The following is a 21,007-nucleotide window of genomic DNA, read 5'->3' as shown; positions in this document are numbered from 1 at the left end:
CCGGGGGCTGATCATCAGTGGCCGGTTCTTTGCGATACGCGCATCGCACGGCGGAATCGACGCGTTGCAACGACGGGTCGACACGCCGGGCGAGCGGATTCGAAGTGGGTGCCGAAGGGAACACGGCGACGCGTCCTTCAGCGCCTGTCCATTGCGTCGCCTCGTGCCTGCCTGCATCGATGTGCGGCAGCGCAAGGCACTCGATACGGAGATCACTATGCAAGCCTCGGACATCATGACGACCCAGGTCGTGTCGATCGCACCGGACAGCTCGGTCTACGACGCGGCAAAGCTGCTGGCCGACAGCAAGATCAGCGGCATGCCCGTTCTCGACGACAAAGGCAGCGTGATTGGCATCGTCAGCGAGGGCGATCTGCTCCGGCGCGTCGAAACCGGCACCGAAACGCCGCGGCGCTCGTGGCTCGCCCAGTTCATCGCGCCTACGCGTCAACTCGCGGTCGAGTATCTGAAGGAGCGTTCGATTCGGGTGCGTGACGTGATGAGCGCCCCGGCCGTCACCGTCGATGAATCCGCGCCGCTGACGGCGGTCGCCGAACTGCTCGGGCGCAAGCACATCAAGCGTCTACCCGTCTTGCGCGACGGCAAGCTCGTCGGCATCGTCAGCAGGGCCAATCTGGTGCGCGCGCTCGCGAGTTGCGCGCCCGCGCAGCTCGATTCGCAACCGTCGGACGAGCAGATTCGCGCCGCGATCCTGAAGGAACTCGAAGGACAGCGTTGGGCGCTGGACGCCGACGACCTGATCGTCACGGATGGCGTCGCTCATTGCTGGGGGCCGATACGCTCCGAGGAAGAGCGCCAGGCGATCCTCGCCGCCGCCGCGCGCGCGCCAGGCGTAAAAGAAGTAAAGGATCATCTGGAGTATCCGGTCCCATTCACGCCGATGTGAACAGGGTCGCTTCGGTCACGCCACTGGGCCTCGCTGTCGAGCAGCGCGTCGAGCTTGTGAAGGCGCATCTCCCAGATCAGGCTCAATACATAAAAAGAGTCTTCCAGTCCTTGCAGGCAGTGTCGCGCAATGGGTTGATCGACTCTGCCAACGGCAAGTCCATGCACAAGCGCGCGTTGCCGCAGCAGACGTCGATGTGATATGGCGACCCGGGCCCGTGTGGCGGCTTCGTAGCGCAGCGCCGCGGACAGCTCCGGCGATTGCGCGTCGCTACGCGCAGTCGTGTCCGCGGCGCAGGCGAATGCATGATCACGGAGTTCGGTAACTTCTCCATTCATGACGGCATCCATTGTCTGTTTTGCGGATCATGCAGTGCACGTGGTCAGCCCCGAGATTGCCCGATACCTGAATGTGTCGTGGCGGCGGCGTCCGTCTGCTCCTCGGAGACTGGCGCGGTTCGGCGCGCGGGAATTGCCAGCACCGGGCGTGTGGTGCTGCGCAGTATCTGTTCGGCCACGCTACCCAGCGGTGCGTAGCCGGGGCCGCGTCGACCGTGCGTGCCTATCACGATGACATCGGCCTGCAGCTTCGCCGCGGCGACTTCGATGCGGCGGGCGACGTCCTCCTCGGGGCGCACGAGATCATCGATTTCCGGCGTGCCCTGCACACCGTGCCGCGCCATGGTCCCGACGCAGTGCTTCATGATCCGTTCGCCGTCCTGCCTGAGCGACTCGCGCATGGCTGCCGCGTTGATGCCCGGCACTTCAGGAAGCATGACCGGCAAATCGATGACGAACAACGGATGCAAGCGCGCGCCGGTATCAGAGGCGAACTGCAGCGCTGTCTCGAACGCCTGGGCGGCGCTCTCGCTGCCGTCCACCGCGACCAGAATGTTGGAGAACATCGTCGGCCTCCGGGTCTCGCGTGTTGTCGGTATTCATGATCAGCCACGGGTTCCGATCAACTACTGACCTACGTCAATCGAAATGCGCTTTGATTGCCCTGCGTCGAGGTACGCTTGATGCTGCCGATCGATGGCATAGTGATCGAGGCAACGCGCCCCGGCGTGGCGAGGGAGGAAAAGTGATGGGCAACCGGTTTCGCGACCGCGCCGACGCTGGCAGACAGCTGGCCCACGCGCTGCGCGACTATCAGGGGCGCGGCGATCTGGTCGTGCTGGCCCTGCCGCGCGGCGGCGTGCCGGTCGCGTTCGAAGTCGCGCGGGAGTTGCGTGCGAAGCTCGACGTTCTCGTCGTCAGAAAGCTTGGCGCGCCTCAAGACGAGGAACTGGCGATGGGCGCCATCGCCTCCGGGGGCGCCCTTCACCTGGAAAGGTCGGTACTTCGCGAACTGCAAATCAGTGACGCTCAATTGACCGCTGTGATCGCGCGCGAAAGGGCGGAACTCGCGCGCAGGGAAGTGGCGTACCGTGGGGACAGCCCCCCGGCGGCAGTGCAGGGCAAGACGGTGATCGTGGTCGACGACGGCATCGCGACGGGGGCCTCGATGCATGCGGCGATCGAGGCGCTCCGTGGCAGACATCCTGCCCGGATCGTGGTGGCGGTCCCGGTGTCGCAATCCGATGCGGCGATGTCATTCGAAGGAATCGCGGACGCGTTCGTCAGCGTATTGCAGCCGGACCTGCTGATGGGGATCGGCGGGTTCTATGTGAATTTCGACCAGACGACCGATGAAGAAGTCCGCGCGTGTCTCGCTGCGGCGCGCGGTTGGGAGCCCGAGCAGAGCTCGGACTCAGTCGGGTGACGGTGCAGCGAACGGATACACGGCGGCAGGCCGTGTCGAACCTGGGGCATGTATCGTGAATTCAGGAACCATTTGTACGCGGGACGTCACCGTCTGCCGACGGCAAGCGACGATTCTCGAGGCCGCGCAGCTGATGCGCGAACAGCATGTCGGCGACCTCGTGGTGGTGGAGACGATCGGCGGACACAGCGTGCCTGTCGGGATGCTGACCGATCGCGACATCGTGCTGGCGATCGTGGCCAGGCAGGCCAACCCCGAGAAGATCTTCGTGAACGACGTGATGTCGTCACCGCCCGCGCTCGTCGCCGAGGGGGACGATCTCTGGCTTGCCGCCTCGCGCATGCGTCTGAACGGCGTGCGGCGCCTGCCGGTCGTGGACAGCGCTGGCGCGCTTACCGGCATCGTGTCGCTCGACGATCTGCTCGAGGCGCTGGCTGGACTTCTGACCGAGCTATCGCTGGTGACGGATCGCCAGCCCCACATCGAAGAGAAGAACCGCGCGTGACGCCGACCCGATGCACGCATTGACCCGGATCAACATCCGCGCGGCGAGGCGCCGTAGGCTTGTAAGTGGAACGCCGGTCGGACAGCGGCCAACAGGACGACGCGATTGACCGGATGCGATTCGACTGTCTTGATCGAAGGCACCGCAAATCATGGAAGACGCACTCGAAAGGCGCGCGCTGCTGCTTCATCTGGGGCGCGTGATGCAATTGATCGTTCGGCTCGACGATATGGCGCCGGGCGCGGCAACCATTGGCGAGCTGATCGCGCGATACCCGATTCTCGATGACGAGCCGCTGCTCGCGCAGCTGCGCCCCGATATGCCCGTGGACGCGTTCAGAACCCGTGCGCTTCACGCCTTCTGCCTGTGGCCGCAACAGTTGCTTGACAACCCGCTCGACCGGGACGGGCTGGCTGCATCCGTGCGCGCGTCCCTGTTCAGTGACCATCCGCGGGGCTGGCGTGCCTACGTGGTCGGCTTGCGCCGCGACGTCGCGTGGTTCGATGCGAAGCCGGCTAAGCGGCGCGCTTCGCGTGGCGTCGCGGACGTGGCGCCGTCGCTTCCGGACGACGGCCCGCCGGCACTCGACGCGCCGGCTGGCCGAGGCATCGCGACGGACATCGAGCGCGGCTTCGGCGCCGCGGGTCATCCGATTGAAAGCGTGGAAGGGGCGAAACGGCTAGACGAAGGCCGCGCCGACGAGCAACGGGGCGCGCAGTGAGACTAGCGCTCAGGCATCGTCGACTGTCGGGAGATGACGTGTCGATGGCTCATGTTCCGAGCGACACGTACAAGAGCACGATAGGTGCCTTCGAACCATTCGGCGTCGCCGAGCGTAATGGCGCGCCGTAGGTGCAGCGAAAATCGACGAATCTCGACCATTGGAAGCGCACGCCCGCGCCGACGCCCGCGAGCAGACCGGGGTTGTTCTCCGCTGGCTGATCGATGGTGGTCCATACGCGGCCGGCATCGAAAAACACAAAGGGTTGCACGACTGCATTGCTCGCGCCGAGAGCGATCGCAGGCGTGCGCACCTCGGTCTGGATGTTCCAGCCGCGATCGCCGAGCGTCACGTACGGGTCGTAGCCTCGCACACTGGACTCCCCGCCGAGCCCCATCTCCTCGCTCGGCAATAACGTGTTCGGCGTCCACTGCAACGTTCCGTTCGTGACCAGTGTGAAGCCCGCCCCAAGCGCGGTGGCGCGCGACGCAGTCAACTGCATATAGATGTAGCGGGCCGTCGCGCCCTGCCGCGCGGCGTTGAATGCCGCGTCCTGGTTGCTGCCATCCCATCCACCCGGACTGGCGACGAGTGTCGCCGCGGCATGCGCCGTGCCCGCCTCGGTCGGTTTGCTGATGTTGTAAGCCAACACGAACTGATGGATGTGCGTGTTCGAGTTGAAAACCTGGGAGCCGCCGAATTCCAGATCGTTGTTGCTCCGCTTGAAGTCGTATCCGATCTGGACGAGCTGGGTCGTGTCCGTGATGGTCGGCAATCGCAAGTCATAACGGAAGCTAAGCTGCGCGGAAATGCCCGTTTGCCCATACGTGTCGGGCAGGCGGGGCGTGCTCTGCGCGTACACGCCGAACAACTCGATCGTGTCGAGCCAGGGCAGCGGCGCTGCGTAGTTCAGCGCGTGCGCGGTGAAGCGGGCGCGGTTCGGGCGGCCTTCGATATCCGGATTGCCGCTGAAAAAATCGTTGCTGGCCGTGAATTGATAGGCGATCTGCTGATCGAGCCCGAACAGGTTGCCGTAGCCGATGCCCGCAAAGAACCGGTCACGGCCGAGGTCCGGCACGCCTTCATTGTCGTAACCCGCGCTGACCCGAAACGGCAGACGGTCTTCGGTTTGCAGCACGACGTCGGTCGTCTCCGCTGCTTCACCGGGTGCAAACACAGCATCGACCCGTCGATAAGGATTCGCGTTCAGCACAGCGAGTCCCTTCGAGACCGTCGCTTGCGGGATCGGCGCGCCGGGTTCGAGCGGCATTTCACGTTCGAGAAGCCTGCTCGAAAAGTAGCTGTTGCCGCTGGCATGAACCCGCCCGAGCTTGAATTCCGCAACGGCGATACGCACGACCCCCGAGCTGACGTCCTGTTCCGGCACGTAGACGTCGACGAGCGGCTTTCCCGCCGCCCGATACCGCGCGACCACCGCGCGGCGAATTTCGGCGAGGCGGCCGAAAGTCAGCGGCTTGTCCAGGTCCGTGGCGAAGCTCTGCAGGAACGCGTCGTCGAGTACGGGCAGTCCTTGCGCGACGATGCGTTGTTGCTGCGTCGGTGATGCCGTCGCGTGCTCACCGGCCGGTTCGAAGACGAGCCCGGCAAGCCGCTCGACTGCGATCCGTGCGGAGTCCGCCTGGCTTTCCGGGGAGGAGGGCGGCGGCGCGCTTCGCGGCGCCTGCGGGGCGGGTTGAGGCGCGACATCGCGCCATGCCTGTGCCGCTGCGGGCGAGGTCTGCATGATGGCCGCAACGCACGACGCGATCATCAGGACAGCAGTGCAGTCGGCGGATCGCGGTTTCATCGATCGTCTGGCTGCAAAGCGCTGCGCCCAGTGACAGCGGACTGCGGCGACGAGGCGCGCGCGTCGCGCTGCAAGCGATGCCATCGCGCATGTAATACGAGCCTGCCGCTGTTCATCGCGATACCTGTTGACGGGTGTGGTGCATCGAATGCGGAGCCGCGCGTCGAAATCATTCTAGTCGAACCGTCTGGCGCGAAATTCCAAAAGACGCGAATCCTCTGAATGCCGCCAGCTACTTCCTGCCGCGTCTTGGGTATGCAGGAGACATTCAGTAAGGGCATTCACCATGTGTAACTGCCGCTGATCTTGTCCTTACTCTTCCAGACTTGTCATGCAACTATTCGTGTTTCCAGGCCATCGTTGCACAAGGTCCAGTCGCGTTCGACTACAACGGTCCGGCGCCTGCGCCGACCGTCCCGGCAATCACCGGAGTGACGATTTCCAACTGTGATTTCGGCACGCCCGCTGCCGCGGGGCCTGCTAGCGCCAGCACGCCGGGACCGATCTACCTCTACAACGGGCACGACATCACGTTGCAGAACGTGATCATCGCTGGGCAGACGCTCAATCAGACGCTGTCGGATCCGCGCTAAAGGCGACGCCAAAGAGCGGCGAGGCGCCGCTCTTTGGCGTCGCAAAGCCGAAGTGAAGCCGTCGCGTGCGGGGCTCTCACGACGCGGTGTTCTGCAACTCGTGCGACTCGCCGAGCAGACTCGCCGCGTAGGCTGGAACATTCGCCGCTGGCAGTGGCGCGGCGAAGTAGTATCCCTGAACGATCTCGCAGCCGGCCTCGGCAAGAAAAGCCAGTTGCTCCGCTCGTTCGACGCCTTCCGCGACGACTTCGAAACGCAGGTTGCGGGCAAGTGCGATGATCGCACCGATGATCGTCTCATCCGCACGACTGCTGCCAATGCCGCGGATGAACGACATGTCGATCTTCAGACGGTCGGCGTGGAAGCTGCGCAGATAAGCCAGGCTCGAGTAACCGGCGCCAAAGTCGTCGATCGCTATGGACACGCCAATGTCGTGCAGCGCGCGCAGCGTGGGCAGGGCGCCTGGGGCAACCAGACCTCCTTCGGTAATCTCCAGTTCCAGCCGGTCCGCGGCCAATTGCGACGCGGCCAGAGCACGGCGCACGACGGCGCCGAAATCACTCGACGTAAGCTGGCTCGGCGACACGTTGACCGACATGCGCAGCCACGGCAGCACTTCTTCCCAGCGCTTTGCCTGTACACAGGCAGTTTGCAGCACCCATTCTCCGATTGGCGCGATCAAACCGATGTCTTCGGCCAAGGGAATGAACGTCGTCGGGCTGACCGTGCCGAAGTCCGCGTCGTGCCATCGGATCAGCGCCTCGACTCCGCTCAGCCGGTAACTGCGTATGTCCACTTGCGGCTGGTACACCAGCTCGAAGCCGTTCTGCTCGACGGCATTGCGCAGCTTGTGGGATAGAGCGATGCGCTGAGCCGCTTCATGTGCGAGGGAAGGCGCAAATCGCTCGACGCCGTTACGCCCGCCTGCCTTGACGCGATACATCGCGAGGTCGGCGTGTTTCAGCAGGGTTTCGCAGTCTGTGCCGTCCTGCGGATAGCAGCTGACCCCAACGCTCATCCGGACCCGCAGTTGCATGTCGTCGATTTGCACCGGCTCGTTCAGCGTTTGCGTCACGCGCGCCAACAGCGCGCAGAGTTCGGCATCGCCGGTTGAACCCTTCAGCATCGTCACGAACTCGTCGCCGCCATAGCGGGTGACCACGCCATCCGATCCGACCGAGGCCGACAGCCGCCGCGCAACTTCCTGCAACAGGCGATCGCCGGCGCCGTGGCCCAGGCTGTCGTTGATGTCCTTGAAATGATCGAGGTCGATGAACAGCAGCGCGAACTCGTGACCCTCGAAGATCGCCGTGTCGATCAATTCACGCAGCGTCACGCGGTTCGGCAAGTCCGTCAGCGCATCGCGGCGCGCCTGCCTGACCAGCAGATCGCGCGACTCGATGAGCTCCGTCAGGTCGCTCACCACGCTGATGTGATGCGTAACCTTTTCCGACTCGTCGCTTACCTGCGCAACGTAGAGCTGATACCAGAACTCCGTTCCGTTCGCGCGACGGCTTTTCGTCAGCGTGGTGGCCTCGCGTTTCCCGGCAATCGCCGTACCGATCTGTTGCCACAATCCGGGTGTTTCCGGCCGCGCTGAGTGATCGCCTGCGTTCTGCGGGCGCGCATAGCCAGTTATTTTCTCGAATGCCGGGTTCGCGTATTCGACCACGTCGCCGCTCGGATCGGGTCGCGTGATGAGCACGCCGTTGCCGATCGCGTCGAGTGCACGGCTTCGCAGCAATAGCGCGAGCTCGGCATTCTTTCGCTCCGTGACGTCGACGGCCGTGATGAAGCACGCTCGATGACGGCCATAGGTGAGGAAGTGGTACGACAGTTCGACGTAGACGGGCGTGCCGTCGCTGTGCCGATGCCGGCATACACCGGCCGAGCCGCTGGTGGTGGCCGCAGCCAGCTGCGCGTGCAGATCGCGCAGAAATGACGGCAGGTCGGCTTGCGCATACAGGGCGGCCATGTCGAGCGAGCATAGCTGACGGCGCGTGCGTCCGTACTGGGATGCGGCGGCGCGGTTCGCAGCGAGAATCGATAGCGTCTCGACGTCGAAAATCAACATCGGCAGTGGATGATGATCGAAGTACTGACGGAACCGGCGCTCGCTTTCTGATGCGATGACGCGCGCGCTTTGCCGCGCGAGACGGGCGCGATAGTGAGCAATCAATGCATAGCAAAAGAGAAAACAGGCCGCCAGCGCCGTGGTCGCAAGCACGGTCCGTTCTATCACCAGGTGGCGCGTCGCGCTGTCGGATGCAGCCCTCAGGGAAGCGGTCTGCGCGTCGCGGAGGGTCACCAGCTCGGTGACGATGTTCGCCAGCATGCGGTTCGCTGCGAGCAGCTCGGGGCTGTCCACCGAGGCGTGGCCATCCGCGACGTGCGCACGTACCGCGATGTCGGCCAGAAGCCACGCCCAGCCGGCCGTCTCACCGCGCAGACGCCGTACCGCCAGTTGGCTTCGCGGGTCGCTCGCGTAACTTTGTTCCAGCCGGTCGAAGCAGGTGGCGGCCAGCACGACACGCTGCACCGGCCACGCGAAGGATGCCACCCGTGCACTGTCGAGCCCCACCAGGAAGTCGGCGTTCGCCTGAATATGCACTGCTTGCAGCGTCTCGATGTCATCGCGGGCACGCAGCGCGTGAATGCGCTCTGCAACGGACCGCTCGTGCCATATCAGCGTGTAACCAATGCCGACAGCGAAAATGACGAGGCCGGTCAACACCAGTGCGACGGTGATGATCAGTTGCCGGTCGACGCCATGTCGCCGCCTCCACCGGCCTATGACGCCAGCGATGCCGAAGCTTGAAATATATTGCATCGATTCAGAATCAGCGCGCGTGAGTGCAGAACATTGATACTCGACGGCGGCATGGCTGTGCGTCAGCATCTTTTACCGGTTATTGCGCGCGGTAACCGGGCTATTGTCTCCTCAGTGAAGGTATCGGCAGCGAGACGAAGAACTTGAGAATCAAGCTGCTTCGGCCGTAGTTTCGACGACCGGCCGTTCGACGGAGAGCGTTCAACAGTCACCAGAGAAAAACGCTCAGAGTTTGAGCGTAGAATCCATTCTCGAATCCAGCATGCCAGCGTACGGCCTGTGCTAGTGCCTGGCATTCGTCGAAGGTCGGATAGGGGAGACGCTATTGTGAAAAGCTCTGCCACCAGCTACGGTTCGATTGCCCAATTCCTTCACTGGTGCACGGCGATAGTCGTGCTCGTAACGTTCATGTATGGGCCCGGCGGACATGAGCAGCGCGTTTATTCTGCGGCGCACGATTTCGACCGGCAATTGCACGAGACCTTGGGTCTATGCGTGTTCGCGCTCACCCTCATCCGCCTGCTGTGGCGGGCGTTCGACACCCATCCTGAGACACCTCCGATGTCTCGCTGGATGGCTGTTCTGGCAACAACCGTTCAGTGGTTGCTGTATCTGCTTCTCCTCGCCCTAGCGCTTACCGCCATCTCGGGCGCGTGGCTCGAAGGGCATCCTCTGACGCTCATCGGTGGTCACGAGATTCCGTCTTTACTCAGTACATCGCATGCAGCAGGCTCAGCCATCTCATCGCTTCACACATGGCTCGGCGACGCCATTATGTGGCTTGCGGGGTTCCACGCATTCGCGGCTATTGTTCATCATGTCCTCCTTAAAGACGACGTCTTGGTCGGCATGCTTCCGCGCTGGTTTCCGACCGGACGGGCGCGTACTGGCCGATAAGCCCGATGGCAAGACTGCCCGTTTAGCGGTCCACAGCGGGATCGGCCGCCGCCTCAGCCTCTGCGGGAAAAGCCTCCATGAAGGCAGCAACGGCTCGAATGTCCCGATCCGACAAGTTGTCGGAGATAGTCTTCATCACTTCGCCACGCGGGCGTAGCCCGGCGCTCCGGAACACCAGGATCTGTTTTTCAACGTAATCCGCGTACTGTCCGGCGAGGCGAGGAAATCCCCCTGTCCCTTCTCCATGCTGGCCGTGACAGGTACTGCATGCCGGTACGCCTTTGTCCGGAATGCCCAACAAAAAGATCGTCCTGCCCGAATCGATGAGCCGATGATCGGCCGTCGCTCGTGGTACCGGAGGCGGCTGGCTGGAGAAGTACGCGGCGAGTTGCTCGATTTGCGTTTCACTCAGATGCGTGAAGCCCCACATGAATCTTCTGGCATTCGGGTCGCTTCGCACATGAGCCTTGAAATCCGTTAGCTGATTGACGAGGTATTCCCGTGGTTGGCCCGCGAGTTTCGGAAACGTGGGAGATACCGAAACTCCATTTACGCTATGGCAATTCGAACACACCTGCAATGCGATCGTCCTTCCGGCGACGGCGGGATTGTCGATCTGTCTGGACTGCTCCAGGTTGTGGCAGCCGGTTGCGCCGAGCGATAGCGCGACGAGGATCAATCGCGCGCGTGGCCAGCGGCACGTTGAATCCTCAATGGAATGCGCGGGATGTTTCATCGATGGGCCTTCTAAAAAACGTGAGCCGATACCGTCACCAGTACGCGGCCCAGAGGTATAGAAACAGCGTGTCGTTGTCGCTTGCATTGCGTCCATGGCCGTCGTAATTCGACCGGGCGCCGAGGTATTTGGTGAAATGCGTGTATTGAAGACCGACGCGGATGTTCTGCACAGGAATCCAGAAGATCTCGGGCATCCACCCTTGCGTGGCCGGCGACGAGTTCGCGCTGCCGGCGTACGCCACGCTATCCGTGGTGCCGGTCACGTTGAAGAACGAAAGGCTCACGCCATATTTGGCCTGATAGATGTACGAGGCTTTCAGGCGTAAGGAATTCAGATTCGCTGACTGGCTGTTGCCAAACACGAAGTTATTCGGGTCGCTGATGTTTTCATGGATATAGCGCGCCTGTGCGGTTACGGTGTTCGGCTCGAGGATGTACTGATACTGCGCATCCACGCCGATGTCGCGATAGCGGGTGACGCCCTGGGTGAAGATCGGCATCGAGTTCGCGTCGTTCGGATAGACGTTCGCATTGATGCCGAAGGTCCCCACCATGACGTTGTGCGGACCCCACTCATGAGTCAGGGCCAGACGCCAGTACGGATTTTGACCCTTCAGATAGATCTGCGGGTGGTTGGGGTCGCCGGCCTTGTTGCCCTTGCTCATGAACGACCAGATGCCATCAGCGGTGCTATACAGCGACACCTCCGCATAGACTGTCCGGTTCCAGTACAGGTAGCCGCCCGCACCCACGACCTGCTGCGCGAGCGTGCCTTCGAGGATCGGCAGAAACTGGGGTGAGCCGACCGTGCTGATCGAAGAGGAAATGTACGGGTAACTCCATGCCGGAGAACTGTTCCACACATCCTGCACGGTCGGATTGTTGTGCAGGGTGGTGCCGAGAATCAGGTCGCTGGCGTTCCCGATGATCCTGTCCACATAACGGAAATCCATGTTGTCCGATGCCCAGTGGCCGATCCAGTGTCCGTCGCTTCCCTGATGGTCGTAGTTCGAGTAGGTGAATTGCGTGAACGCACCGATCCTGTCGGTGATCTTGCCGGCGAGGAAGATGCTGGCTGAATCGAATATCGGCAGACCGTCTTTGGGCGACACGATATTGCCGCTGGCATCGTGGTTGAGCCTCGTCCTGGTCATGTCGAGCATCGCCATCACGGCGATTGGAACCGTACGTTCGCCGAAGGTATAGCCATTGAGCTTGAACATTCGGCCGTACGGCGTCAGTTCAGGAAACTGTCCGCCCGCGTGACACGCGACGCAGCTTTGCCCTGTTTGACGGGCGAATATAGGCAGCGCTCGAACGACGGGAGCAACCACCAGGCACAGCACGGCGAGCGCCAGCATCCAGATCCGACCCGTCAGCCGATGGGCGGCATCATCGCCTGCAAATGCCTTTGACATGTCCGTCTCCCCGACGGCCAGTTCCGCATTCGGTCATGCGCAGCGCGCACGAACCCCTGCCCACTGCGGAAACTGGGCGACAGCATCGCACTTCGCGCTCGGCATGACCGGCGTCGCATTTACATCGGCGTAGTGGGGCAAGCTGATGCCGCGTTGCGGTTGATGCTTGCCTGCGCGGAGCGCTTTCTCCAGACTCCAGAACGAGCGCGCACGCCGATTTATTCCCGCGCATGCGCTTGAACGCGCAAGGCGGGAGACCGAGAGGGACCTTGTTGAGTTCCCGCGGCTTTGGCTATACGCGATCGCTAGATCTTCATGCGCTGTAGAACGCGGTCGCCGGCGACGAACTGATGAAACATTGCCGCAGCGATATGCAGGCAGATGACACCGAACAGCACCCACGCGAGAACGCCGTGCACATCGCCCATCGCATGCCCGAACGAGGAGCCCGGTGCCGACAGTGAGGGTAACGAAACAAGGCCGCCGAGGCGGACCGTCCACGTGCGCGACGAAGCGTTGATCCAGCCGAGCAGCGGCACCAGCACGAGCAGCACGTACAGCGCAAGGTGGGTGACTTTTGAAGCGACGCGAAACAGCGGCGGCAGATTGTCCGGCGGCGACGGGTGAGTCACGCGCCACAGCACCCGCAACACCATCGCGGCGAGCAATGCGGTGCCGACGCCAAGGTGCCAGGCGATTTCACCGTCCGGCACCGTATCGCGGTGCACGTCCGGCATCGTCCAGCCGATCACGAACTGCGCGGCAACCAGCCCGACGACGAGCCAATGGAGCAAACGTGCAACGATGTCATAGCGGTGTTCAGTCGAGACTTGCATAGGGGGCGCCTGTGAGTTGGTTTCTGGTGAAACAGATCGTACACTGCCGCGCCTTAAGCTCAGGTTAAGAACCCGTCGCCAAGGCCGTCTGTCTGCGCCGTTCGAATAACTCGAAGATGGCCATTCCCGCGATCATCGCGGCCACGAACACCCACGCTTTGGCCGACCCGAGCCCGAGCGCGACGAGCGCGGGGCCTGGACAGAACCCGGCAATTCCCCAACCGACGCCGAACGCGGCACTGCCCAGCACCAGTCTTGCCGTGACGTGGGTCGACGCGGGAATCCGCATCGGCGATCCGAGCAGCGACTTGTCGCGGCGCTTGGCGATCGCGAAACCGATTGCCGCGACGGCCACCGCGCCCATCATCACGAACGCGAGCGACGGGTCCCAGCGTCCGGCGATATCGAGGAAGCCCTGCACTTTCGCAGGGTTGGCCATGCCCGACAACAGCAGGCCGATGCCGAACAGCAGCCCGCATAGGAATGAAACAGCTGTTGCCATCTTAGGCTCCGAGAAGATGTCGAATGATATAGACGGTGACGAAGCCGGCCGCCATGAACGTCGCCGTCGCGACGAGCGAGCGCGTGGCGCCGCGTGAAATGCCGCACACGCCGTGTCCGCTCGTGCAGCCGCTGCCGTAGCGGGTGCCGATGCCGACCAGCAAGCCGGCCGCGATCACGGCGGGCCACGATGCGTCGACGGTGATCGCGACGGGCGCATCGACCGCGCGCGCGATTAGCGCCGCAACGATCAGCCCGGCAACGAAGGCGACGCGCCATGCGCCGTCGCGCTTCGTCCAGCGCAGCAGGCCGCCGACTATCCCGCTGATTCCGGCGATGCGGCCCAGCAAAAGCACCATCGCCGCAGCCGCGACGCCGATCAGCAGGCCTCCGCACAGGGAGGCGATCGGGGTGAAATGGTCGAAATCTATCATCGTTCGCTCTGTTTGATTGTTGGGTGGGTTGCGGCAGCGCTTACATCAGCGCCGCTTTGACCAGCAGGCCGAGCGCCACGCACACGAGGATGCTCGCAAAGCCCAACTGCACATGATGGGCGGCAATGTGATGCGACGCGAGCCGTCCGCTGAGCATTCCGGCGGCGGTGGCGCCAGTGAACCACAACGCGACTTCGAGTGGAAGTGTTGCGCCGTGCGTGGCCGTCGCGAGAACGCCGCTACTGCCGACGAGCGCGATCACCATCAGCGAAGTCGCGACGATGCCGTGCATCGACACGTCAGTCAGCTTGCGCATCATCGGCACGATGATGAAGCCGCCGCCGACACCGAGCATACCGGTCATCAATCCGGTCAGCGAACCGGTGGCCGCGAGTGCGGCTGCGGTCGGCCAGGTCCAGCGAAAACGGCCGGTCGCCGGGTCGACATGCGCGACGCACATCGACGATTGCGGCTCGCGCGACGCGCGGCGCGCGCGCGTCTGACGCAGCAGCCGGAACGCGACGACCAGCATCACCGCGGCGAACAGCGCGAGCAACACGCGTTGCGGCAACGCATGCGCGAGGCGCGCGCCGGCGGCGGTGGCGGGCACCCCCGCGGCGGCCATCAGCAGCGCGGCGCGATAGCGGACGAGCCGCTTGCGGAACGCCTCGAGCGCGCCCACCGCTGCGCTGCCGGCCACCGCGACGAGCGCGACCGGCGTGGCCTGCTGCAGCGGCCAGCCCATGCCGAACACGAGCGCGGGCACGGCAAGAATGCCGCCGCCGGCGCCGGTCAGTCCGAGAGTGGCGCCCACCAGCGCGCCGAGAACGAGAGACAGCAGCATCGAAGACCCCGTGAGCAGTGCGTGCCGGCGCTCAGTCCGCCAGTTGCGGATTAGCGAGCCATTCGCGTCCCTTCAGCATGCCGCGCCAGTAGAGCGGCGGCAGGATTCGCTCTTTCAGCAGCCACGCGAGCCGCGATGGCTTTTTGCCGTCGATGAGCCACGCCGGAAACGTCGGCGCGACCTTGCCGCCATACAGAAACTCGGCGAGCACGATCTTTCCGCGCTCGACGGTGAGCGGGCAGGAGCCGTAGCCGTCGTAGATCGCGACGCCGCTCGCCGCGCCCAGCGAGGCGAGCACGTTGTGCGCGACGACCGGCGCCTGCTTGCGCGCGGCGGCGGCGGTCTTCGCGTTGGACGTGTTGGTCGCATCGCCGAGTCCGAAGATGTTTTCGTGGCGCTTGTGCCGCAACGTGGCCTGATCGACGTCGAGCCAGCCGGACGCATCCGCGAGCGCGCTGTCGCGGATGAAGTCGGGCGCCTTTTGCGGCGGCACGGCGTGCAGCATGTCGAAGCCGGTCTCGAAGGTTTCCTTGCTGCCGTCGGCTAGCGTATGCGTGAATCTCGCCATCTTTGCGTCGCCATCGACCGCACTCAGCGTGGAGCCGAAGTTCAGCGCGATGCCGTAACGTTCGACGTACTGCATCAACGCGGGCACGTAGTCGGCGACACCGAACAGCGCCGCGCCGGCATTGCGGAATTCGACGCCGATATGTTGCAGCCGCCCGCTGCGGCGCCAGTGATCGCACGCGAGATACATCGCTTTCTGCGGCGCGCCGGCGCATTTGATCGGCATCGGCGGCTGCGTGAAAATGGCTCGACCCGTTTCGAGCTGCTGCGTCACCTTCCACGTGTACGGCGCGAGGTCGTAGCGGTAATTGGACGTGACGCCGTTGCGCCCGAGCGTGTCGACGAGGCCGTCGATCGCGTTCCAGTCGAGTTTGAGGCCGGGGCACACCACCAGCTGGCGGTATTCGACGGCGCGCGAGCCGTCGAGAATCACGAGGTTTTGCGCCGGCTCGAAGTGCGTGACGGCAGCCTTGATCCACTTCACGTTCGCGGGCAGCACGCTGGAAATCGGACGTGCCGTCGTTTCCGGGTGGAATACGCCGGCGCCTACCATCGTCCAGCCCGGCTGGTAATAGTGCGTGTCGGCGGGATCGATGACCGCGATGTCGAGATCGGGACTGCGCGCAAGCAGGCTCGACGCCGTTGCGATACCGGCCGCGCCGGCGCCGACGATCACCACGTCGTGCCGGTGCGTCGGCCGCATCCGTTGCGATGCGGCGGCGAGCGTGTCGGCCGCTGGGTTCGAAGGGTCCGTGAGTTTCGTGTTGCGCATGTAGGGTCCTCTTGTTTGTTCCAGGCCGCCGCGCTCACAGCGCATCGACCGGTACCTTGATGTACGACACGCCATCGCTTTCGGGCGGCGGCAGGTGGCCCGCTCGCATGTTGACCTGCACCGACGGCAGGATCAGCGTGGGCATCGTGAGCGTGGCGTCGCGGGCCGTGCGCATCGCGATGAACGACGCTTCGTCGATGCCGTCGCGGACGTGGATGTTCTGCTCGCGCTGCTCGGCCACCGTGGTCTCGAACAGCAGCGGCCGGCCGCCCGGCTGGTAGTCGTGGCACAGATACAGGCGGGTTTGCGGCGCGAGACCGAGGATGCGCTGAATCGAGCGATACAGCGCTGACGCATCGCCGCCCGGAAAATCGCAGCGCGCGGTGCCGTAGTCGGGCGTGAACAGCGTGTCGCCGACGAACGCGGCTTCTTCGCTGCCGTCGCTCGCGACATAGGTCACGCAGGCGGGCGTGTGGCCTGGCGTGTGCATCACGCGCACGGACAGATCGCCGACGTTGAACGTCTCGTCGTTGTCGAACAGGCGATCGAACTGCGAGCCATCGGTGCGAAACCCGGGACCCGCGTTGAACAGCTTGCCGAACACGGCTTGCACGCGCGTCACCTGCGCGCCGATTGCGATCTGACCGCCGAGCCGCGCTTTCAGATAGGGCGCGGCCGACAGGTGATCGGCGTGCACGTGGGTTTCGAGTATCCATTGCACGCGCGCGCCGAGCGACTCCACGCGCGCGGCGAGGCGATCCGCGGTTGCGGTGCAGGTGCGTCCCGACTTCGGGTCGTAGTCGAGCACGGTGTCGATCAATGCGCAATTCCTCGTGCCTGCATCCATCAGCAGATAGCTGACGGTCGATGTCGCAGGATCGAAGAAGCCCTCGACGGCGAGCTTGCCGGTTGCCATTTCGGTGGGTTCCTCACGATAGCGGACTAAGCCAGTCCGAGGCGCCCACCAATGCAGGAGTCGTGCCACCAAGCCGCAGCGTCACGGCCCTCGGTTGTAACGCACTGATTTTTAGAGGTTTATCGCGCGCGATATGGCGAATTGAAGAGGCGTCTGCACGACGCTCGGCCTCACCCGTGGCAAAGAGTCACTGCCATTTGGCAGTCGTGGCAGAAATGGCAGTTCCGGCGTATAGTGCGGCAGCCAAGGAGTAATCACGATGATCCCGCCCGACATTGCGCCGCCCCCTTCGACCGAGCTTCCGTCGCAATCCCCTGGCGCGTCTGACGGCGTGCCCACGGTGGTACCCGACGTGAGCACGCTCGTGTCATATCTGGAGCACGATCCGCAACCGGCGATCGTGCTCGATCCGCACTATCAGATTCTGGCCGCGAACAGCGCCTATCAGCGCCAGTTCGGCGTCGAGGGCCAGGCGCACATCGGCCGCCGCTGTTATCAGGTTTCGCATCACTACGACGTGCCGTGCGATCAGGCGGGCGAGCACTGCCCGATGAAACGCGCGACGGAAAATCGCAGCGCGGATCGCGTGCTGCATATCCATCACACACCGAGAGGCCCGGAGCACGTCGACGTCGAGTTGCGGCCGATCTTCGACCGCCACGCGCGCATCGTCGCCTATGTCGAGCGTCTCGCCACGGTCAGGAGCGCGTCCGCGCGGCCAAGCTCCGAAGGTCTGGTCGGGCGCGCGCCGGCGTTCAACGAGGCGATTTCTGCTTTGCAGCGCGTCGCGCCTTCGATGCTGCCCGTTCTGCTGCTCGGCGAATCGGGCACCGGCAAGGAGCTGTTCGCGCATGCGCTGCATGAGGCGAGCAGCCGCGCTCAGGGGCCGTTCGTCGTCGTGGATTGCTCGGGCATTACCGAGACGCTGTTCGAAAGCGAGTTGTTCGGCTTCGAGAAGGGCGCGTTCACCGGCGCGACGAGCCGGAAGCAGGGCCTCGTCGAAACCGCGCAGGGCGGCACGCTGTTTCTCGATGAAATCGGCGACGTGCCGCTATCCATTCAGGTGAAGCTGTTGCGGCTGATCGAAACGGGCACCTTCAGGCGCGTGGGCAGTACCGATATGCTGCGTGCCGACTTCCGGCTCGTCGCGGCCACGCACAAGCCGCTCGAGCGGATGGTCGCGGACGGCCAGTTCCGCGCTGATCTGTATTTCCGGATCAGTGCGTTTCCGATTCATTTGCCCGCGGTGCGCGAGCGTGTCGACGACATCGCGCTGCTCGCGGATTCGATCCTGACGCGCATTGCGTCGACGCGAAGCGGGTCGTCGCATAAGGCGTCGATTTCGGCGGAGGCGTTGGCGCTGTTGCGTGCCTATGCGTGGCCCGGCAACATCCGCGAATTGCGCAACGTGCTCGAGCGCGCCAACCTGCTCGCCGACGGTGGTGTGATCCGCCCGGAACACTTGCCGGAGGCGGTCCGCGATAAGACTTCCGGCGCGGCGAAGGAATCGCTGGCCGTGGGTCCGGGCCTGCCGCGCAAGCTCACCGATGCGGAGCTCGCGAGCGCGGCGGCGCAATTCCGCGGGAAACGCAGTGAGCTTGCCGCGCAATTGGGTTTGAGCGAGCGCACGCTTTATCGCCGGCTTAAAGCGATCGCGGGCGGTGAGGGCGCCTAACCAAACCGGAGCGATGCTCGCAATGCCGGCCGGCTGTCGCCTCATCGTCACTCAGGGTTTCCTGACACGCGAATCAGGATCTCTAACCGTGGTTTTCCAGCCTGCGCTGAATGCGACACAACTTCCGCTCATAGATGATGACGTATCGGAATGCAATGTCGAATTGATGGGTCATGATGGGCTATCTGTCGGAGCGGGAGAACGTCGTCGAACAGATCGACTCGATATGTCTACGACTGTTCGACACGTGGTGCGAGGCGCGCAGCGTGAAATCGCTCGCATATTTGATGCACTGCTGGCCGCTGCTCGACAGCACGCCTGCCGCGCTCAAACGGCTGGGCGAAACGATGCGCGAATTGCGTCGCAATCACGCGGAGCAGATCAACGAGTATGAGTTTCGCGCGCTGTGCGAAGTAGCCGACCTGATCGACGAACTGACCGAGCCTCGCGCAGTCCGGCGGCTCGCCGTGGTCGGCGGGCTGGCGGAATAGCGAACCGCAACGCAGCTAAAAGCCCGGAAGAGCGGAGAAAATCGTGCGAGCGGCGTGCAGCGGCAGTGAGGCCGCGGCGCGGCTGTTTCATCGGTCGTTCCAAAGCCGGTGAGCGCGTGATGGACCAGGCTCTGGCATCGAGTGCAGAATAGGACACCCTGCAACTCGTTGAGCGGTCTCTCAAAGGGAACACCGCATCATGAGCCATTTCGCCACCCCGGTTGCGCAGACCGGCACCATTCTGATAGTCGACGATACGCCGGGCAATCTCGGCGTAGTCGTCGACAGTCTCGAAGCGCGAGGCATTCGCGTGCTGGTGGCGCTCGACGGTATCGAAGCGTTGGAGCGCGCGGTCTTCTCTCAGCCCGATGTGATCCTGCTCGACGTGAAGATGCCGGGCATCGACGGCTTCGAGACCTGTCGACGCCTCAAGCTCGATGAGCGCACCCGCGATATTCCCGTCCTGTTCATGACATCGCTGACCGGCAACGAGGACCGCGTCGAAGGTTTTCTGGCCGGTGGCGTCGACTATGTGACCAAGCCGTTGCGCGTCGACGAGATGGTCGCGCGCGTCGGCGTGCATCTCGAATTGCGGGTGATGCACAAGCAGGTTCTCGCGCAAAACCGGCAACTGCTGGCGGAAGTCGCGATGCGCAAGGAAACGGAGGCTGCGTTATCGCAAGCGCGCGACGATCTCGAGCGGCGTGTCGCGTTGCGTACGGAAGAACTCGCGCGCGCCAACGCGTGCTTGCAGGCAAGCGAGGCGCGCTTTCGCGCGATTGTCGAAACGAGCCCGGTGCCGCTGTGCATCACGTCGATGCCTGATGGGCACATCCTGTACACGAATCAGCCGCTGCGTGAACTCTTCGGCATGGACGAACACGTGTCCGTCAATATCGCGGATTTCTACGCCGACCGGGGGGAGCGCGAGCGTGTGATCGAGCATCTGCGCGCGGAGGGCAGCTTGCGCGATAGGGAGATACAGTTCCGGCGCGCGGACGATACACGGTTCTGGGCGATGGCGACGGCGCGCGTCGCGACTTACGACGATTCTCCCGCGATCTATGTCGGCCTGAACGACATTACGGGCCGCAAGCAGATGGAACAGGAACTCGTCGAATCGCGCGAGCAGCAGCGCGAACTGTCCGCGTATATGGAGGCGATTCGCGAGGAGGAGAGAAAGCGCATTGCGATGGAGATTCACGACGAACTGGGCCAATTGCTGACTGCGCTCAAGATGGACGTGTCGCTGCTCAAGATGCGCATAACGCACGACGCGGAAGCGTCGAAAAAAGCCGATGATATGCGTCAACTGGTCGAAGGCACGATCTCGATGGTGCGCAATGTCGCGAGCCATTTGCGGCCCGCCGCGCTCAACTTCGGCATCGTGTCCGCGCTCGAATGGCTTGTCGAGGAGTTCAACCGCCGCCATGCGATTGCGTGTGAATTGCGTATCGAAGGCGGCGACCCGGCGCTGTCCGACGCTCATGCGACGGCCCTGTTCCGCATCGCACAGGCGTCGCTGACGAACGTCGCGCGGCATGCCGACGCCACACATGTCGAGGTGACGCTCGTATCGACGGCGGCGAAGCTCTTACTGCAGGTGCGTGACGACGGCCGCGGCTTCGACCAGCAAGTCGTGAGGCGCGACTATTCATATGGCCTGCTCGGCATGAACGAGCGCGCGCGGCTGATCGGCGGATCGCTTTCGATCGAAACCGCGCCCGGCGCGGGCACGATGGTTTCGATTCACATTCCGCTCGATGCTGCTAGAACGTAAGACGAAGCGAT

The 21,007-nt window shown here is 63.7% G+C and carries 20 protein-coding genes and 1 pseudogene; 9 read left to right on the top strand and 12 right to left on the bottom strand.

All coding sequences use genetic code 11. The features are described from left to right. Positions 1-217 precede the first annotated feature (217 nt). A complete protein-coding gene (locus ACLFKU_RS31760) occupies positions 218-907 on the top strand; it encodes a CBS domain-containing protein (protein WP_368586438.1) in 690 nt (229 codons plus the stop codon). Here ACLFKU_RS31760 and ACLFKU_RS31755 read toward each other — a convergent pair. Together ACLFKU_RS31755 and ACLFKU_RS31750 are read right to left on the bottom strand one after the other, a co-directional pair. Next, on the bottom strand, positions 871-1,257 hold the full coding sequence (locus tag ACLFKU_RS31755) for a hypothetical protein (RefSeq protein WP_368586437.1): 387 nt from the start codon (positions 1,255-1,257) through the stop codon (positions 871-873). The genes ACLFKU_RS31760 and ACLFKU_RS31755 overlap by 37 nt on opposite strands. A gap of 32 nt (positions 1,258-1,289) precedes the next feature. Then, positions 1,290-1,811: a universal stress protein gene (locus ACLFKU_RS31750; protein ID WP_410851748.1), complete on the bottom strand. Its 522-nt coding sequence runs from the start codon at positions 1,809-1,811 to the stop codon at positions 1,290-1,292. A gap of 182 nt (positions 1,812-1,993) precedes the next feature. Here ACLFKU_RS31750 and ACLFKU_RS31745 point away from each other — a divergent pair, with 182 nt between their 5' ends. The 3 genes from ACLFKU_RS31745 to ACLFKU_RS31735 all read left to right on the top strand — a co-directional run bounded on the left by ACLFKU_RS31745 (position 1,994) and on the right by ACLFKU_RS31735 (position 3,897). Further along, positions 1,994-2,671: a phosphoribosyltransferase gene (locus ACLFKU_RS31745; protein WP_410851747.1), complete on the top strand. Its 678-nt coding sequence runs from the start codon at positions 1,994-1,996 to the stop codon at positions 2,669-2,671. 55 nt (positions 2,672-2,726) lie between these two features. After that, a complete protein-coding gene (locus ACLFKU_RS31740) occupies positions 2,727-3,176 on the top strand; it encodes a CBS domain-containing protein (protein WP_410851746.1) in 450 nt (149 codons plus the stop codon). A gap of 151 nt (positions 3,177-3,327) precedes the next feature. Then, entirely contained in the window at positions 3,328-3,897 is a 570-nt protein-coding gene (locus tag ACLFKU_RS31735) for a hypothetical protein (protein ID WP_410851745.1), read from the top strand. A 49-nt stretch (positions 3,898-3,946) separates the two neighbouring features. On the opposite strand, the gene ACLFKU_RS31730 is transcribed toward ACLFKU_RS31735, so the two are convergent. After that, positions 3,947-5,668 carry a ShlB/FhaC/HecB family hemolysin secretion/activation protein gene (locus ACLFKU_RS31730; RefSeq protein WP_410851754.1) on the bottom strand — a complete coding sequence of 574 codons (1,722 nt, stop codon included), beginning with the start codon at positions 5,666-5,668 and terminating at the stop codon, positions 3,947-3,949. A 377-nt stretch (positions 5,669-6,045) separates the two neighbouring features. On the opposite strand from ACLFKU_RS31730, the pseudogene ACLFKU_RS31725 reads away from it, so the two are divergent. Continuing rightward, positions 6,046-6,297: pseudogene (locus tag ACLFKU_RS31725) on the top strand (endopolygalacturonase); the annotation flags it as partial. Between the two features lie 76 nt (positions 6,298-6,373). On the opposite strand, the gene ACLFKU_RS31720 reads toward ACLFKU_RS31725, so the two are convergent. After that, positions 6,374-9,127, bottom strand: coding sequence for a putative bifunctional diguanylate cyclase/phosphodiesterase (locus tag ACLFKU_RS31720; RefSeq protein ID WP_410851744.1), 2,754 nt, complete (start codon positions 9,125-9,127; stop codon positions 6,374-6,376). A gap of 327 nt (positions 9,128-9,454) precedes the next feature. On the opposite strand from ACLFKU_RS31720, the gene ACLFKU_RS31715 reads away from it, so the two are divergent. Beyond that, complete coding sequence (locus ACLFKU_RS31715) at positions 9,455-10,024, top strand: cytochrome b (protein WP_410851743.1); 570 nt, start codon at positions 9,455-9,457, stop codon at positions 10,022-10,024. Positions 10,025-10,046: 22 nt separating this feature from the next. On the opposite strand, the gene ACLFKU_RS31710 is transcribed toward ACLFKU_RS31715, so the two are convergent. The 8 genes from ACLFKU_RS31710 to ACLFKU_RS31675 all read right to left on the bottom strand — a co-directional run bounded on the left by ACLFKU_RS31710 (position 10,047) and on the right by ACLFKU_RS31675 (position 17,050). Next, positions 10,047-10,760 carry a c-type cytochrome gene (locus ACLFKU_RS31710; RefSeq protein ID WP_368586430.1) on the bottom strand — a complete coding sequence of 238 codons (714 nt, stop codon included), beginning with the start codon at positions 10,758-10,760 and terminating at the stop codon, positions 10,047-10,049. A 34-nt stretch (positions 10,761-10,794) separates the two neighbouring features. Then, the gene (locus tag ACLFKU_RS31705; protein WP_410851742.1) at positions 10,795-12,180 is read right to left on the bottom strand and encodes a cytochrome C; all 1,386 of its coding nucleotides are present in this window, start codon (positions 12,178-12,180) and stop codon (positions 10,795-10,797) included. 305 nt (positions 12,181-12,485) lie between these two features. Then, entirely contained in the window at positions 12,486-13,016 is a 531-nt protein-coding gene (locus tag ACLFKU_RS31700) for a cytochrome b (RefSeq protein ID WP_410851741.1), read from the bottom strand. Between the two features lie 64 nt (positions 13,017-13,080). Beyond that, positions 13,081-13,518 (bottom strand): DUF6691 family protein, encoded by a 438-nt coding sequence (locus ACLFKU_RS31695; protein ID WP_410851740.1) that lies wholly within the window; start codon positions 13,516-13,518, stop codon positions 13,081-13,083. Between the two features lies 1 nt (position 13,519). After that, positions 13,520-13,951: a YeeE/YedE family protein gene (locus tag ACLFKU_RS31690; RefSeq protein ID WP_176122852.1), complete on the bottom strand. Its 432-nt coding sequence runs from the start codon at positions 13,949-13,951 to the stop codon at positions 13,520-13,522. Between the two features lie 40 nt (positions 13,952-13,991). Continuing rightward, positions 13,992-14,795 (bottom strand): sulfite exporter TauE/SafE family protein, encoded by an 804-nt coding sequence (locus ACLFKU_RS31685; RefSeq protein ID WP_410851739.1) that lies wholly within the window; start codon positions 14,793-14,795, stop codon positions 13,992-13,994. A 31-nt stretch (positions 14,796-14,826) separates the two neighbouring features. Beyond that, entirely contained in the window at positions 14,827-16,134 is a 1,308-nt protein-coding gene (locus ACLFKU_RS31680) for an FAD/NAD(P)-binding oxidoreductase (RefSeq protein WP_410851738.1), read from the bottom strand. 34 nt (positions 16,135-16,168) lie between these two features. Next, a complete protein-coding gene (locus ACLFKU_RS31675) occupies positions 16,169-17,050 on the bottom strand; it encodes an MBL fold metallo-hydrolase (protein WP_368586424.1) in 882 nt (293 codons plus the stop codon). Positions 17,051-17,309: 259 nt separating this feature from the next. Between ACLFKU_RS31675 and ACLFKU_RS31670 the strand changes: the two genes are divergently transcribed. The 3 genes from ACLFKU_RS31670 to ACLFKU_RS31660 all read left to right on the top strand — a co-directional run bounded on the left by ACLFKU_RS31670 (position 17,310) and on the right by ACLFKU_RS31660 (position 20,996). Next, positions 17,310-18,725, top strand: coding sequence for a sigma-54 interaction domain-containing protein (locus tag ACLFKU_RS31670; protein ID WP_410851737.1), 1,416 nt, complete (start codon positions 17,310-17,312; stop codon positions 18,723-18,725). Positions 18,726-18,898: 173 nt separating this feature from the next. Further along, entirely contained in the window at positions 18,899-19,216 is a 318-nt protein-coding gene (locus ACLFKU_RS31665; RefSeq protein WP_410851736.1) for a hypothetical protein, read from the top strand. Between the two features lie 199 nt (positions 19,217-19,415). Next, positions 19,416-20,996 carry a response regulator gene (locus ACLFKU_RS31660; RefSeq protein ID WP_410851735.1) on the top strand — a complete coding sequence of 527 codons (1,581 nt, stop codon included), beginning with the start codon at positions 19,416-19,418 and terminating at the stop codon, positions 20,994-20,996. Positions 20,997-21,007: the final 11 nt, after the last annotated feature.

Source organism: Paraburkholderia sp. EG304 (assembly GCF_046543485.1).
Lineage (GTDB): Bacteria > Pseudomonadota > Gammaproteobacteria > Burkholderiales > Burkholderiaceae > Paraburkholderia > Paraburkholderia youngii.
Note: the sequence above shows the minus strand (reverse complement) of the source record. Positions and strands in the feature narration are given on the sequence as shown.